The organism is Blastopirellula marina (assembly GCF_002967715.1).
Taxonomy (GTDB): Bacteria; Planctomycetota; Planctomycetia; order Pirellulales; family Pirellulaceae; genus Bremerella; species Bremerella marina_B.
Map to the genome: position 1 here is coordinate 1 of NZ_PUIA01000035.1, position 15,022 is coordinate 15,022.

The window sequence follows — 15,022 nt, forward strand, 5'->3', positions numbered from 1 at the left end:
CCGCAGACTTCGCGTCGCAGTGGCCTGCTTCCGTTCGGGCTACGCCCTCACTCCAGCAGCCCACTGCGATTCCTTTTACCCAATCCGAACTCTCATAACGGTGGGCCAGGTTTTTGGGGCATTTCAAACTGTCGAAGTAGTTGAACCATTTATTGGGTCACGCTCGACGTTCGCCGTTTTGTGTATGTGGCCCACACAATAGGAGAAATATGAATCATTACAGAGAAAAGCAAAAGCACCATGCCGAATCGGCTCGTGCTATTCACGATCTCGCAAAAGCCGAGGAACGTGAACTAACCAAGGAAGAATTGGAATCCTTCAACAATGATGTTGCCATGTCGGAAGAGTACGGCAACAAGGCTGAAAAGCTTGAAAAGCTCGAAGCCATGGAATCCAAAATGAAGGAAAGTGCTGGCCGTATTTCCAAGCCTGAATCCTTCAGTGAACCAGTACATGAAGACGTGGAACGATTCTCCGTTCTTCGAGCCATTCGTCTCAAGCTAGAAGGCAAGCAGCTTGATGGTGTCGAAGCTGAAGTTTCCGATGAAATTGCGAAGCGAAGTGGTAGATCGGCAGAAGGTTTCTACCTTCCAATGACGGCAAAAGCACAGAACTTCGATTTGAACGTTACCACTGGTGCAGGTGGTTTGAACACCACTATTGATTACGGCAACTTCATCGAATTGCTTCGTGCTCAGTTGCTCGTCCAGTCACTTGGTGCTCGTGTCATGACCGACCTTAACGGCACGATCCAGATTCCAAAGCAATCTGGTGGAGCAACGGCCTATTGGATCAATGCCAATGGTTCCAACACGATCACCGCAAGTAATCAAACCATTACACAGGTTCCGCTTGCCCCAAACACCCTTGGTTGTCATACACGCTACACACGTGCATTCTTGAAGCAAACCTCTATGGATGTCGAGCAGTTTATCTTGGCCGACCTTGCCGCAGTACGTGCTTTGGAAGTTGATCGTGCTGTGTTCAACGGCTCTGGATCAGGTGCCGAGCCAGAAGGTTTGCTCCAGAATAGTTCCGTTGCAACTGTTGCATTGGGTAATGATGGTGGTGCTCCAACATTCGGCAAGATGGTCGAAATGGAAACCGCAGTCGCTTCCGAGAATGCCTTGGTTGGTAATCTCAACTACGTCACCACTCCAGCGGGGCGTGGCAAGCTGAAGACGACCCCAGTTGAAAGCGGTAATCCTCGTATGATTTGGGAAGGTAGCCAAATCAACGGATACAACGCCCATGCAACAACGTTGCTTCCGAACGACCTCACAAAGGGTGCCTACGGAGAAAATCTCTCTGCCGCAGTCTTCGGTAACTTCAATGATGTTATTGTCGGCATGTGGGGTGGCGTCGATGTCATCGTGAACCCATACAGCGATGATGACGCTGGTGCTGTGAAGATTACGCTTCTTGGTGAAACCGATATCGCTTTCCGCCATGTCGAATCTTTCAGCAAGTGTATCGACATGGCAACCAGCTAAGACGATTAGCAAAGATCAACCAGAAAGACCGTCATTCGTGGCGGTCTTTTTTCTTTGTCACTCCATACATATCTGCATGGAACTAAATCGAATTATCTACCTGTTGGAAGACACGCTGATCGGCAAACACTACTGCTACGAAAATGATCTTGTGGAAGTCGAATCTGCCGACCGTGCAAAGAAACTGCAAGATAAAGGTGTGGGGCTGATCGTTGATACCGCCTCAGACTTTGCCATCTACCTACGGGACTTACAAAAGAAACGAGAAACCTGCGTAGAGTGCGAACAATTCATCAATCGCATTCGCAAATTCCCCATTGATTGGCAGACGGATGAGTGGAGAAAGCTAGTCGAAGAAATCGACCTCATCCTGCCTTCACCGTTCAAGAAGGAAGAACCCAAGGAAAACCCGAAGCCTAAAACAACACGACGACCACGCAAAAAGAAGGAGGAATAATGTCAGAACCTTACATTGTGACACCTCCCGATGGCTTGCCGGTCTCATTGGAACAGGCAAAGGCTCAATGCCACATCGATGATTCCTATACCGCTGAGGATGACGTTCTCACTCGGCTCATCAAAGCCGCTTGGAATTACACAGAAACATTCCAAGCCAGAACGCTTTTGACCACCACGTATGCCCAGAAATACGACTATTTCCCGTATGAATTTCGAGTAAATCCCAAGCTTCAGTCGGTCTCAAGCATTACCTACATCGATTCCAGCGGCGACACGATCACGCTGGATAGTGACCTGTACGAATTCGACGAACACGCCAAACCCGGTGTGATCTATCCCGAGTTCAACATGTGTTGGCCATCGACACGTGGAGGCCGTAACGATGTCACCCTTACATGGGTTGCGGGTTACGACGATGACGAGGTTCCTGAATCTACACAAAGTGGAATTCTCCAAATCGTCGCCCATTGGTTCAAACATCGTGAGGCGGTTCTGCAAGGTGGTTTTGCCGAAGTCCCGATGCAGGCCAAATCGTTGCTTGCCATTGAATGCTGGGGGTCGTACCGATGACACCAGCAGGAGAATTCAACAAACGAGTTACCTACAGCCAATTAACCGGCGTGGACAACCACAACAAAAAGACATATTCGACCGTTGGAACATATTGGGCAAAGGTCACATCGTCAGCAGGTGGCGAGAAACCCGACAAGCACGGAACCCAAGCTACACGTGTGTATGTGGTAAGAATCCGCAACAACGGGATTGAACCCAAGGCAGAGGGTCAATTGCTCTATAAGAACAAGACGTTACATATCGCCAGTGTGTTCGATGTGGATGAGGAAGGAGTAGAGTGGGAATTGTCTTGCACGGAGGTGGTGTAAATGGAATGGAAGGTAAGCATCACCGGCGAAAAGAAGCTGGACAAAGCCCTTCGCAACCTAGAGCCAAAGTTTCGCCGAAAGGTTGCCAACAAGGCTATGCGAAAAGGTATGAAAATCATCCAACGCACAGCCAAGAGCTATGCCCCTGTCGGCAAACCACAGAAGGACCATACTCCCGGTTTACTAAAGAAAAACATCAAGGTTCGTGCTGGTAAGCGATCCCGTCGCACCTTTGGCATCGACGTAAGAATCGGTGACAAGGACTGGCAAGGAAAAGCATGGTACGGCTCAGCCGTCGTTTTCGGAACTAAGAAACAGAAAGAGAACGACTTCATGAAGCGAGCATATAAAGACAAAGAATCACAGGTCAGAAAACAAGTGATTAACGACATGTGGCAGGGTATCGAAGATATCGCCAAAGAAGGAGCAAGATGACAATACAGCAGGCAATAGTCAACTATCTATTGGAACAAAGCAATGTAACCGATCTCGTATCGAATCGAATTTTCACCAATCATTTGCCGCAAAAGCCCGAGTTTCCAGCTATCACCATTCGTCTCGTTTCGGCTGACCATGGCCGAAACCTCGACGGCCCAAATGGCGTGGTCAGGGCTCGCATTCAAATCGAGGCTTGGTCGAAAGATTTTCTTGAATCGCAAGACATCGCTGAACAAGTAAGAACGAAGGTGCAGGGATATTCCGGCCTGATGGATGAATTGCTCATTCGATCATGTGGTCTTGAGGAAGACATCGATACACCGGAGCCACCAGACGACGATTCCGACGAATGGTTTTATAGCAAGGCTTTGATTTTCTCGATGCTCTACATCGAATCGATTCCCGCTCACTAAATCGAGATCGCCACCACTACATACCTCTAAAGTCATTAGCTACTGACCATTGGAGGAATATGGCAATCACAATTGGAGAAGGTTGTCTTCTCAAACAAAACGGAACAACTGTTGGTCAGCGTACCAGCATCACCGGTCCATCTTCGTCACGTGCCGAGGTGGAAACCACACATCTCGATTCAGAACAGAAAGAATATCGCCCCGGCCTGAAAGAATCCGGTACGGTTTCTCTGGAATACGAATTCGATCCTCAAGATACAAGCCATCAAGCCGTGGAAACCTCCTATGACGATGGAGACACGGACGAATGGACCTTGGAATATTCAGACGGTTCAACTCGTGTTTTCGACGGCTTCATTACATCATACGAAACTAACGGCATGACCGTTGAGGGCAATGTTCTTGCATCGCTCACGATTCGTATCACTGGCGACATCACACGCACAAATGCCAGCGTGGGTCTCTTGTCAGTTAATGGCAAAAAGGGCGTTCACGTTCGATCTCGGAACAATCCCAAGGTTGAAACCACGAAGGTTGATACCAAGGAAGGAGGCAAATAATGCCGATGACCCGAGAGGAAATCCTTGCCATTGATGATACACCGATTCATGAGGTGAAAGTCGCAAACTGGCCCAAGCCTCTTCTGTTTCGTTCGGTACGTGCTGACGAGACCGAACGTGTGTACAAGATCATCAATGGTGGACCGAACAAACATGTAAACTTGGTTGCCTTGCTTTGCTGTGACGAGGAAGGCAACCCGCTGTTTACCGAAGACGACGTTGCCGAATTGTGTAAGAAATCGATGTCTTCGGTTCAGCAGATCATGGAGGCAATCGTTGAGGCTCATCCTATTCTCACTGCGGACACCGCAGAACTTGAAAAAAACTAGTCAACTCTCCGTTCAGGATGTTCACTTTCAAATTGGCAGGACATCTCAAAATGACGGTTGCCGAACTTGGCAAACGCATGAGCGGAGAGGAACTAATCGAATGGATGGTCTTCGACCGTTTACACCCGATCCCTGACCCATGGCTACAAACCGGTGTGATGTGTCAATACATCGCCGAACCATGGTTAAAGAAGAAATCAGGTGGCAAATGGAGACCAACGGACTTTATGCCGGTCGAGAGAATCCAACGGCATGTACAGTCTGAAGAGGAATGCAAAGCCGCATTTGATGCCGTCACATCCTCGCTTTCCAAACGGTAAGCGAGGATTTTCTTTGCGCCACTACATACCTGAAAACGGAGGATGTAATGGCAGTAATTGGAAACATCAGCATCGGATTTCGAGCTAACGCAAAAGGCTTGAAAAAGGGGGCCGATCAAGCACGGGGAATCTTGAACAAACTCGGTGGTGGCATCATGAAGGTTAGCGGGATGATCGCTGGCTTGGGTGCCGCTGTCGGTGTTGCCGCTGCCGCTGCCAAATTTACCCAGATGGCTGTAGCTCAAGCCGAAAACATCAAGTATTCCACTCGACTCGCCAAACAGATCGGAACAACCACCAAGGCCCTAACCGGTCTTCAATATGCAGCAAAAAAGGCTCTCGGAACCGACGACATCGAAGGTTTCGGCGATGCTCTTTCTGACATGCAGGAAAAGATTGGTGATGTCACTCTTGAAGAAGGTGGAGCCAAGGACATCCTCGAACAACTTGGTTTGGATGCCGACACCATGGCAAGCCAAGATGCTGAAGAAAACTTCTTGCAAATTGCCGATGCCATTTCTGGTATGCAAAACCAAGCCGAGAAGCTCCACGTCGCAGATACCTTGTTCGGTGGCGAAGGACAGAAAATGCTTCCGTTGTTGGAAAAAGGTCGTAAAGGCATTGAAGAAATGCAGGCTGAAGCGGAAAAGATGGGACTCACATTTACGGAGATGGAAGCTCATCAGGTCGTCAAAGTCCAACAGGCTATTGGTCATCTTCAAGACCAATTCCAAGGTTTGGCAAACCAGATGGTGATTCAGGTTGCTCCTTATGTGTCTGCATTGATTGACGAATTCGAGAGAATGGGTTTAACCGGCGTGGATTCCACACAAGCCATCTCGCAAGGTCTTGGCTTTGCAGCCGATGGAATTGGCATCGTTGGCGATTCCATTGATTTTGTGATGGATGGTTTCAAATTTCTTCAATCTGGCCTAACCAAGTATGTTGCATGGGTCGTCAATATGTACGACTATCTCGCTCGCTACATCGACACTCTCATGGGAGAGTTGTACCGAAACACCGGTGTCGGCATGGAAACCAACATTTCGGCATACACATCGGCTATAGCAGAAGACCTGCATAAATTGTCTGCCGATCAGTGGGATGGAGCAATGAAATCATTCACGGACAAAACGCCATCTGAACGAATCGACAACTTCTTTGACAGAATGCAGAAGGGTGCTGAAAAGGCACGAAATGCCATCACGGAATTCCCTCCCGCTATCAACAAAGCAACCGGTGCAACCATGAAACTGGGGAAGGCCGTCAAGGATTTAGAATCATCCTTGCAGGAACAAATTGCAACATTTGGAATGAGCGGCACAGAGGTTGATATTTGGAGGTTGAAGCAACAAGGTGCCACGGAGCAACAATTGGCTTCGGCTCGAAAGCTTGCCGACCAACTAAAATCCTTGGATGAACATAAGACCTTGCAGGAAGATGCCAAGGCCCTAATCGACACGTTGAAAACGCCCGAGGAACTGTATCAGGATCGCATCGCCAAATTGACCAAGATGCTCAACACCAACGATGCCAACGGCAACACGTTGATTAGCTTCGAGCAATTCACCAAGGCTGCGAAGATGGCACGTGATGAAATCTTCGGCGAACAGAACAACGAGAAACGATTTGCATCATTGTCTGAATTTGGATCGGTCGAGGCTCGTAATGATATTGTTCGCCACATGTTTGGTGGTGGCAATGATCCAGAGAAAACCCAACGAGATCAACTGGCAGAGCAAAAGAAGTCGGCTCAATCTCTTGCACGAATCGAAAAGAAATTATCGGCTCCACATGTTGCCAGTTTGCCAACTCCGTAAGAATCTCGCTGCCAAGCCATACATAAGGGCATGGCAGTTCTTGATGTGTACGAAAAATACGGGCTCCGTTCTGGTGGGCGAGATTCTAACGGCAACATGACCTTAAACAGGACATGGATTGCTGAATGCAGCAACCATGATGATCCTGTCATCGTCGAGTCTGCTTGGGTCGATGAAACGGGTCTCCAATGGGGAGATGCGTATGTAACCGAAAGCAGCAGCTATTCCTTCGCTGTAATCAATGGTATCGACTATTCCTTTGTTGATGAGTCCACGTGGATTTGGCTCATCAATGTCACGTATGGCAAGCGGGAGAAATTCCGCAATCCATTGTTGGAACCAGCACGTCTGTCCTTTGGTCTGTACCAGACACAGATTCCAGTGGATTTCGACTGCTTCGGACGAGCGATTCTCAATCCTTGTGGTGAACCCTACGAAGAACCGGTGATGCGTGACGATTCACGTTCCACCTTAACGGTTCGTCTGAACGTGGGTTACAACTCGTTCAATTGGGGCGTGGCTCAACAATATCGAGATTGCACGAACTCAAACTGGTGGAAGGGCGGGGCACCGGGAACGGTGAAAATCTCCGACATCTCAGCAGAATCGGACGAACACGATGAGATTGGTGCTTATTGGAAGGTTGCTTACACGTTCCATCATAACCCACTCACATGGGATTCACGCCCATTGAACAAAGGCTTTCATCAATTGGTTGACGGCAAACCCAAGAAGATTCTTCTTGCCGATGGCAAAGAACCGGATACCGCTCAACTGTTGGACAACAACGGAAAATTTATCCCCAAGGGAACCGGGCAGCCAACCTTTGGCAGGTTCCAGATTTACAACCGAGTTCCCTTCAACTTCCCGTTCTAGGAGGCCATTTGGCAGGATATACACTTGATGAAAGCACATTAAGCCGATTGTGGGCTGTCATTCGCTACGTGGAACGAATGATGAAGAATGGCGTGACTGGTGGCAAGGGTCGTCGAGGCAAAGGTTCCGATGGATTCTGGGCGAAGATCACCGGCACCAATGGCGAAGGAAGATATTCATGGGTTGCCTTGAAGATCGTAAACGGCAACTTCGTTGAGGCTCCAGAATGGGGGCAGGGAAGCCATCTAAATGACGAAGCCTTTGCTGCCGAGAAAAACCAATCGAAGCAAGTTCCCATTGGTTCTGTCGTTTGGCTTCGGTTGGCAGTTGATGCTTATGTGTATTTGTTCGAGCATCAACAAGAGGGATTTTGGGCAAAGATTCAAGCTGGCAACCGTAGCGGTCATAAATACAGTTGGGATGGATACTCGGCAAATGCAGACGGCACCTTTTCTCCCAATGGCACTAGTGGTTCGTACAACTCTCCCAATTGGGCTCAACCAAGTGATGGTTCCCACTGGGTCTTGCCTTATGAAACCGTTTGGTTGCGACCGTCAGGCTTAGGCTATTACGTCTTTGACTATCACCCCGGAATGATGACGGCTCGCACGGTTTCTACAGATGGTGGAATTCCCGGCAGACAAGGAGCGACACCGGGACAAGCTGAGGTGATCTTGGATTGGTTCAACGGCATTGCTCTCAATGTCCAAGATTCCATTGAGTGGACCGTTCTCAACTCGATGAGAAAGAGCGTTGTGGTTGATACGGGCAAGACCATTTATCTACACCTCAGCTATGGGCAAGGGGTTTGGTGGGTCTCTGGCTACGATTGCACGGACGAAGATGAGGATGAGGAGACTGAAGAATAATGGGAATCGGTTTTGGCATGTGTTGCTGTGGAATCCCTCTCGTGATGATTTCCACATGTGATTCAAGCGTGAATTACACATATCTTTGCAACTATGAAAATGACGAGGGAAATCCCGGTTCATCTTGTGGTGAAGAGATTGGCCCTTTGGTCGGTGAGCACACAACGGATGTGCAAGGTGTCTGTGTCTTCGCACCACTTCAGAAAGACATCGATAAATGGAATGAGGACAAGGATGCTTGGGATGAGTACCGCCAGAAACATGAGAAACATTGGCCGGTGGCATCCGGGGTAATCAGTGGGGGGTATAGGTGCTGGTCAGGAATTCGCCCAGCGATTTACCCCGGTCAAATTGATGCCGACTGGGCCACCGATACCTATGGCGATATGGAATATTCCACCGGTGGCATTGGACCTAATGAGAGAATCACGATTTACGATCTTAAAGACATGTTCGCTTTGTTGGTGGACAAGCACGAGCTAGAAGAAAATCAGCCATTTGGCTTCTTGTTCGTGATTGATAACACCGGTTCCATCTCGCTTTCCCAATGGCAGACAGATGCAAGAACTGATTTTCTTCAGTGGATTGAGGACGAATATCCACAATGTCAGGTAAGAGAAATCACTCTTTCTAATTACCTTGTTGATGGTGAGGATTGGCTACGCCACTTCAAGCAATACTATGAAGAGACGGTCTCAAGGGGACATTTGTGAAGCATCTTTGGCAGGATCATCCTATTGCTGGTGTCATCTGTGCTCGCTGTAGTCGAGTTTCCCAAGCGGAAATTGACGAACCATGTACAGGAACAAAGCTAGAAAACGAGGAAACCATCAAGCCACATAGAAAACGTGGTTGTGGTTGCGGTAAACGGCGAAAGCGACGGATTAAACGTCAGACCACCGTTGCCGATTGAGGTTGACCAACCAAGTAAAAACCCGGTTTGCAGGCATTGTCATATTCGGCCAGCCAATAGTTCTGTGGCTTCGCCTCTGGGTACAGTCGAACTTCTTGTAACAATCCGACAGGGATTGCTCCGTCATTCCACCGACCTATTTGATTGCCGTTTGTACGTGCCACAGTGGCGATTTCCGGCGTCTCTATTGATCCCTCGTCTGATCCGTTCAACCACACACGCAACGCATCACCCGGCACCCACGAGGCCGCACAATGGTTCCATCGGTCATCTGTCATGGTCGAACTACTGAACGCTTCGTAATAAACCGTTTCGTCTCCGACCAATTGAATCTGCGCCCAGACATGGTGAATCCACGAATAGCCTAAGGTGAAGATGTACTCGTCTCCGTCACCGGTCGTAAATCCACGAGAAAACAGAACACGTGGAGAATGCAGGTGTTCTCGATCCAATTTACACCAGCACGACACCGAGAAATCTTGTGTTACGGAAATTCGATCTTCGGGTAACGTGACCCATTCGAGGCTGGTGAATTCACTAGAGGAACTGCAATAAATCCCATCCTCACTTGGTTCTGGAACATTGTCACCGTTGCCGAATCCACAATATCCGTGGAATTCATTGGGTGAAAGATCGAGAACCTCATCTTCGGTTCCGTCATATTCGCCCCCTATCGGCCATACGCCGTGGAGGCCACTCCAAGGATGGTTGGTATCCACGAAGGCTTTTCCATTGACGACAACGCCACCACGGACCTCGTTGCTTGATGCCGTGGATGATCCACCGGCAACGATTCCACCGGATGCTTCGATTTCGATTGTGTGACATGGGCAGGAGGATGGTGAGCCTACAAAGTAAAAGGATGCCCCTGATGCCTTCACACCAAAGACTTCAGGTGTGAATGTGTTTTCTGTTGCTTCACCACCGGTATTGATGCCACCACTTGCGGTTTCGTTGTAAGTCTCAGGAAGCTCAGAAAGAGCAATTGAATACATTCTGGCAGAGGTACTGTCATTATGGAGATTAACTTGATTTCCCGAATATGTTCCGATTGTTGGAGCATCCAGATAAGATGCTGATGGGAGTCTTTGGTTATACAAATAAATAGTTGTGCCTTGCCGCCAAAGATCAAATGAACGAGTGCCGGTGGTAGCTGCCATGTACAAGATAACAGAATCATTTTTCGTGGTAGTGATCGATGGAAGTGTCAAATCGCCACCTTCATCGGTCGAACCTCCACCATAAACAACTTGATCAACCACCGCATCAGTGAAACGGACAATTAGCAAGTCACGAATTTTTGATCCACCACTACCGCCAAATTCCCATGAAGTGTCGCTGGACGCAGCGATCCGAGACATTATAGAAACGGCTCCATTAGAATCATTTTCCAGAATCCAACCAGTTGGAACAGTATGAGTTTCAGAAGCTGCAAAAGTAACAACAATTGCAACTAACAGATCGCCGTCAGATGTTCCCGTAGGTGCATTACCGGTGGTACTTGTTCCTGAATTCCGGTTGATTGTGTAGCTTTGATACGTTGGCATTACGCCTCCTGACGACCATAGAACAGAACAAATTGATTTCCTTCTGTATCTAGTGGAGTCTTGATGGAGAAAACGACTTTTCCTGTTTCATCGTCGAACAATCGAAGATGATGAAGAACCGTGTTTCCTTCGTCATCCTCAACCTTGAAGTCAGTACCAGTTTCCACGTCGTCAGGATCAACATAGACAACAATCACTGGATAATGCCGCTCGAAGTCCTCCTTCACAGCATTGGGCGAAATCACAAAAGGCAAGCGATACTTGTAACCATTGCTGTGTGGTGCCTGTCCGACCAATACGCCACCAGTTGGGACGATGGTTCCTCCGATCTCGTGACCACCTGACACCGTGGCTCCACCTGACATCACAATGTAGCCAATCGGTTCGGTTTCACCGGAGACAATTATTCCTCCATCCATCTCCACTTCAGTTAGTTGTGGAATGATGAAGAGGGAACCGCCGACATTCACACCCCCATTGGTTGGCCGTATTACTTCGCTCGCTGACGAACCACCGAGAACAACTCCATCTTCAGCCGTCTCGTCAAATTCCTCGTGATACCAAATATCGAGGGACGTGGCTTCATAACCAAACGCTTCACGATCAACAAACCGTCTCAGAGCATTCGTGTCCGATTCATAGACGTTGAGGAAGAATGTAATGTCGTTTCCTGAATTCCAATTTGCTCTGGAAACCACTTCTTCAATAATCGCTGCCAAGTTGGGTGTTCGATATTGTTGGTCTACTGTGAATTCAGGAACTTCCCAGACAACGGTGGAACCGGTTCTGGTGTAAGAAGCCAACATGGTGGATGGATTGTCCGAATCATCAGCACAATGGGCATCGATGGCAATTTTCATTGATCCTGAACCCGGTGTCGTGCTTGGTGCAGTAACGGTGATTTCTGCTTTATCAATCTTGGAATTCTTTGGGATTGCCAATGATCGGAATGTGAACCAAGCATCATAAGAACCATCGGCAGCAAGTTCATTGTCGATGCCAGTTCCGAAGTGGGTTTCTTCGGCAGAGGAACCTAGCTCAACACCACCGGAGACATCATCTGCATAAATGTTTCTTCCATCGCCTCCGATCTCGATTCCACCTGTTGATTCTTCCGTTCTTACTTGGGAAACGGTTGCGGTGGCAGACATCGATGCTCCACCTGACACATTTCCTTCATGCGTGATAAGAACAACGCCACTGGAACCGACACCACCACTGGCTTCTTCGTCGTATCGATAGAAAACATTTCCCGAAAGCTCACCACCACCAGAAGCGGCTTCATTGTAAGTTTGGGTGGTGATCGTGATGGACGATGAAACGGAATCTTCGGCTGGATCATATCCACCTGAATTTGTTCCTCGAACCCACAGATAATATTCACCAACTGGCAATGGTCCACCTGATGGGTATGTGCTGTTGACTAGTCCACTGCCAGAATCAACCACTGAATCATCGGACGATTTTCGAAGCTCCCACGATCCATACACGTTGCCGTTTGATTTGGAAAACCAAGTATCCCAAGAGCCGAGAGTGGCCGACCAAAAACGACCATCATTGCTCAAGGTTGGCAGAGATTCATTAAGCGGTTCAGGGCCGTCGAATGCTTCATAGACTTCGCTTGATGTCAATTCACGATTGAAGGCTGCGACATGAGACAAACCACCATTGAAATATCCAGTGGTTGTGTAACCACCTGAACCATTGGGCATAGAGTAATTCTGGCCGATGATGCAGTAACCGGGTGATGGTTGGTTGTAGCTTCCACCGGCAACATTGGTGGCTTCTGACGATCCATTCACATACATCTTTTGCGTGGAATCTTTGGTAATTGCTACGTGATACCAAGTGCCTGTCGAAAAAGTGTAACTTGGCGAGAAGTTGGTAGTCCCACTGTTGTAAACCACCATCCTGTTGGATGAGTTGAGGTACATAGCGTAACCATTGGTTGCCGATCCATATCGAAACCAAGAGTTATTCTGAAATGCAGTCCCACCAGTGCCATCAACTCTGATCCAACCCATGATTGTGTAAGGATTGTTAGCTACAGAATCGAGGTCGTTGTCGCTGGTTGCAACGAGCCAATTGTTCTCACCATCGAAATCCACAGCAGGGGAAGCCCACGATCTTGGACCACTCGTTGTGCTTGGCGAACCTATCACACCACTGGTGGATGAAAAGCTCCACCAGCCAGCCGTTGGGTCAGACCCCCAGTAAGACCCGACTCCAAATAATTCGTTGTAACATGTGGCCAAGAGCCCTCCTTAAGCGACGTAATCACCATTGGCAACGAAGGTCTCTGTGGTATCGAGTGAACCGGAGCATCGTTGAGAATGACCATCATCAGATGTTGCCGAAATGTAAGCGGTGACTCGACGACCTGTTTCTTTACCGCTTGGTGTAATGTTTGGATTTTCGCATCTCGTGTGATTACATCCGTAGTAGTCGTATCCGTAGCTCAAACTGCTAAGCATACTTGCAGCATCAAATCGACCGTGCCAAGAATCAAGCCACGCCTTAATTATCTCTGGGTCTTCTTGTCGCCAATTAAGAAACCCTTCATCAAGGATGTTCTGATCGGCAGTGGACAGAGACGAATTGAAGGTTGCCTTGCGATACCAGTCTGAGAGATCACCGAGTTTTTCGCTCTTAAGCAATGCTACCTCTTACCTTAATTTTCCGAAGACAACGTGAATTTAGGCAGAACGCTCAACTGCACGTTTTCTGACAATACCGTTGATGTAGCGAATTTCTCGGCCCACACCAAAGTTCCCGACGAAGCCCCAACGATGAAGTAACCGTAGATCGTGTTTCCGGTTGTTCCACATGTCCAAGATTGTGTGGAACTGTAAGTAGCCAATGATTTGTTATTGGCATCTTGGGTAATGGAATTCCATCCATCACGAGTCAGGGTCTTAGCGGCATAGTCCGTGAAATCGGCTTCTGTGAAATCACCAGCGACCGTATCGCCGTCAATTGTGGTGATATCATTCTTAAAGAGTTTAAGAGTTAGATTTTCGGGCGTTGCATCGGTCAACGCCCAAGCAAGAATAAGATTCTCACCGGAAGAGGGTACAACTAGAGCCATTTGGCCTCCTACAAAGGAAAAAACGTTTTACTTATGTAGGGGAGGCACCACGATTCTCCGTGAATTACACTTTTGTGACATCCGCACGAGATAGATTCACACCCCAAGAAAGGAGCCAATGAGCGAGATTCACAACAGACCACGCCTCATCAGGGAAACATGGGCAGAACAACCCATGGATGAGCGGAAATTGGCCAAGAAGCTATCTGACGAGCATGGCCAACGATTCACGATTAAAGAAGTGAAGGCCGTTTTGACATCGGACGCCATGCGTTTTTTCAGAAATCATCCAAATCCAGAAGATTGGGTGGAAAGAAAATACTTTGTCCCTCGTGGTGATGATGACGAGCTTGTAATACCAATTGGTGATTCCATCGGTTTGGAAGCATTTGTTGACATCAAAGAGGAACACGCACTTGGTGCCGATATTACGGCATCGGTTTACAAATCGTCATTGAAGAAAACGGAAATGACACTGAAAACGCTAGGTGTTCATTTCGGGAACAATCCAAAAACAGGAAAGAAAAACATGGCCAAAAAGAAAACGACCACTAGCAAAGCCAACCCGTATGCCGGAATTGAGAAGAAGTCTGATGTTATTCGTGCATATATCACTAAACATCCTGACGAAAGCCCGACCGATGTAGCAAATAATCTTTCCAGATTGACTGGTGAAAAATACAGCCAATCACAGGTGTGGAGCATCAAGAAGAAGGAAGAGGAAAAACTAGCAAATGACACCCGAAGCATGGTCTTGGATGCAAAGGTAAAGCGCAAGCCAAAGAAAATCACAACATCTGATGGCGAACTGACTGGTGATCAACAGTTGGAGATTTACCAGAATATGCGAAGGGCTCAAGTCCTCGTGGATGAAATGCTGACATTGGTTCCCGAATGGTTGGCACGTGAGATGATCATTCAAACTTCGAACCAAGAGACACCAGAACAAACCATGGAACGTGTCAAAAAGGGTGGCTTCGGTTCCACGTAGAATCCACGATCACAAAGCAAAGCCC

18 protein-coding genes are annotated in these 15,022 nt (G+C 48.1%); 14 read left to right on the forward strand and 4 right to left on the reverse strand.

All coding sequences use genetic code 11. The features are described 5' to 3' along the window. Positions 1-209: 209 nt before the first annotated feature. The 13 genes from C5Y96_RS09825 to C5Y96_RS09885 all read left to right on the forward strand — a co-directional run bounded on the left by C5Y96_RS09825 (position 210) and on the right by C5Y96_RS09885 (position 9,171). Positions 210-1,493 (forward strand): phage major capsid protein, encoded by a 1,284-nt coding sequence (locus C5Y96_RS09825; protein ID WP_105352599.1) that lies wholly within the window; start codon positions 210-212, stop codon positions 1,491-1,493. Beyond that, entirely contained in the window at positions 1,450-1,950 is a 501-nt protein-coding gene (locus C5Y96_RS09830; protein ID WP_146115593.1) for a hypothetical protein, read from the forward strand. The genes C5Y96_RS09825 and C5Y96_RS09830 overlap by 44 nt, the downstream gene beginning before the upstream one ends. Then, positions 1,950-2,522 (forward strand): head-tail connector protein, encoded by a 573-nt coding sequence (locus C5Y96_RS09835; RefSeq protein ID WP_105352604.1) that lies wholly within the window; start codon positions 1,950-1,952, stop codon positions 2,520-2,522. The genes C5Y96_RS09830 and C5Y96_RS09835 overlap by 1 nt, the downstream gene beginning before the upstream one ends. After that, positions 2,519-2,833, forward strand: a complete 315-nt coding sequence (locus C5Y96_RS09840) for a head-tail adaptor protein (protein WP_158261164.1) — start codon at positions 2,519-2,521, stop codon at positions 2,831-2,833. Before C5Y96_RS09835 ends, C5Y96_RS09840 begins: the two co-directional genes overlap by 4 nt. Next, entirely contained in the window at positions 2,834-3,268 is a 435-nt protein-coding gene (locus tag C5Y96_RS09845; RefSeq protein WP_105352615.1) for an HK97-gp10 family putative phage morphogenesis protein, read from the forward strand. Next, positions 3,265-3,684: a DUF3168 domain-containing protein gene (locus tag C5Y96_RS09850; RefSeq protein ID WP_105352618.1), complete on the forward strand. Its 420-nt coding sequence runs from the start codon at positions 3,265-3,267 to the stop codon at positions 3,682-3,684. The genes C5Y96_RS09845 and C5Y96_RS09850 overlap by 4 nt, the downstream gene beginning before the upstream one ends. Before the next feature lie 59 nt (positions 3,685-3,743). After that, positions 3,744-4,244, forward strand: coding sequence for a phage tail tube protein (locus tag C5Y96_RS09855; protein WP_105352620.1), 501 nt, complete (start codon positions 3,744-3,746; stop codon positions 4,242-4,244). Beyond that, positions 4,244-4,573 (forward strand): hypothetical protein, encoded by a 330-nt coding sequence (locus C5Y96_RS09860; protein WP_105352623.1) that lies wholly within the window; start codon positions 4,244-4,246, stop codon positions 4,571-4,573. The genes C5Y96_RS09855 and C5Y96_RS09860 overlap by 1 nt, the downstream gene beginning before the upstream one ends. A 50-nt stretch (positions 4,574-4,623) precedes the next feature. After that, positions 4,624-4,893 carry a hypothetical protein gene (locus C5Y96_RS09865; protein ID WP_146115594.1) on the forward strand — a complete coding sequence of 90 codons (270 nt, stop codon included), beginning with the start codon at positions 4,624-4,626 and terminating at the stop codon, positions 4,891-4,893. 47 nt (positions 4,894-4,940) lie between these two features. Next, positions 4,941-6,713, forward strand: coding sequence for a hypothetical protein (locus C5Y96_RS09870; RefSeq protein WP_105352629.1), 1,773 nt, complete (start codon positions 4,941-4,943; stop codon positions 6,711-6,713). 30 nt (positions 6,714-6,743) lie between these two features. Further along, on the forward strand, positions 6,744-7,589 hold the full coding sequence (locus tag C5Y96_RS09875) for a hypothetical protein (protein WP_105352632.1): 846 nt from the start codon (positions 6,744-6,746) through the stop codon (positions 7,587-7,589). A gap of 188 nt (positions 7,590-7,777) precedes the next feature. Beyond that, a complete protein-coding gene (locus tag C5Y96_RS09880; RefSeq protein ID WP_158261165.1) occupies positions 7,778-8,458 on the forward strand; it encodes a hypothetical protein in 681 nt (226 codons plus the stop codon). A gap of 41 nt (positions 8,459-8,499) precedes the next feature. Then, entirely contained in the window at positions 8,500-9,171 is a 672-nt protein-coding gene (locus C5Y96_RS09885; RefSeq protein ID WP_146115595.1) for a hypothetical protein, read from the forward strand. A gap of 178 nt (positions 9,172-9,349) precedes the next feature. Here the strand turns inward: C5Y96_RS09885 and C5Y96_RS09890 are convergent, their stop codons facing one another. From C5Y96_RS09890 to C5Y96_RS09900, 4 genes are read right to left on the reverse strand one after another with little or no spacing between them, the layout of a single operon-like run. Further along, entirely contained in the window at positions 9,350-10,918 is a 1,569-nt protein-coding gene (locus C5Y96_RS09890; RefSeq protein ID WP_105352638.1) for a LamG-like jellyroll fold domain-containing protein, read from the reverse strand. Next, on the reverse strand, positions 10,918-13,173 hold the full coding sequence (locus C5Y96_RS09895; protein WP_146115596.1) for a LamG domain-containing protein: 2,256 nt from the start codon (positions 13,171-13,173) through the stop codon (positions 10,918-10,920). The genes C5Y96_RS09890 and C5Y96_RS09895 overlap by 1 nt, the downstream gene beginning before the upstream one ends. Before the next feature lie 9 nt (positions 13,174-13,182). Beyond that, a complete protein-coding gene (locus C5Y96_RS27060) occupies positions 13,183-13,575 on the reverse strand; it encodes a hypothetical protein (protein WP_146115597.1) in 393 nt (130 codons plus the stop codon). Between the two features lie 14 nt (positions 13,576-13,589). Further along, positions 13,590-14,006: a hypothetical protein gene (locus tag C5Y96_RS09900; protein ID WP_105352643.1), complete on the reverse strand. Its 417-nt coding sequence runs from the start codon at positions 14,004-14,006 to the stop codon at positions 13,590-13,592. Positions 14,007-14,124: 118 nt separating this feature from the next. Between C5Y96_RS09900 and C5Y96_RS09905 the strand changes: the two genes are divergently transcribed. After that, the gene (locus tag C5Y96_RS09905; RefSeq protein WP_146115598.1) at positions 14,125-14,997 is read left to right on the forward strand and encodes a hypothetical protein; all 873 of its coding nucleotides are present in this window, start codon (positions 14,125-14,127) and stop codon (positions 14,995-14,997) included. Positions 14,998-15,022 lie beyond the last annotated feature (25 nt).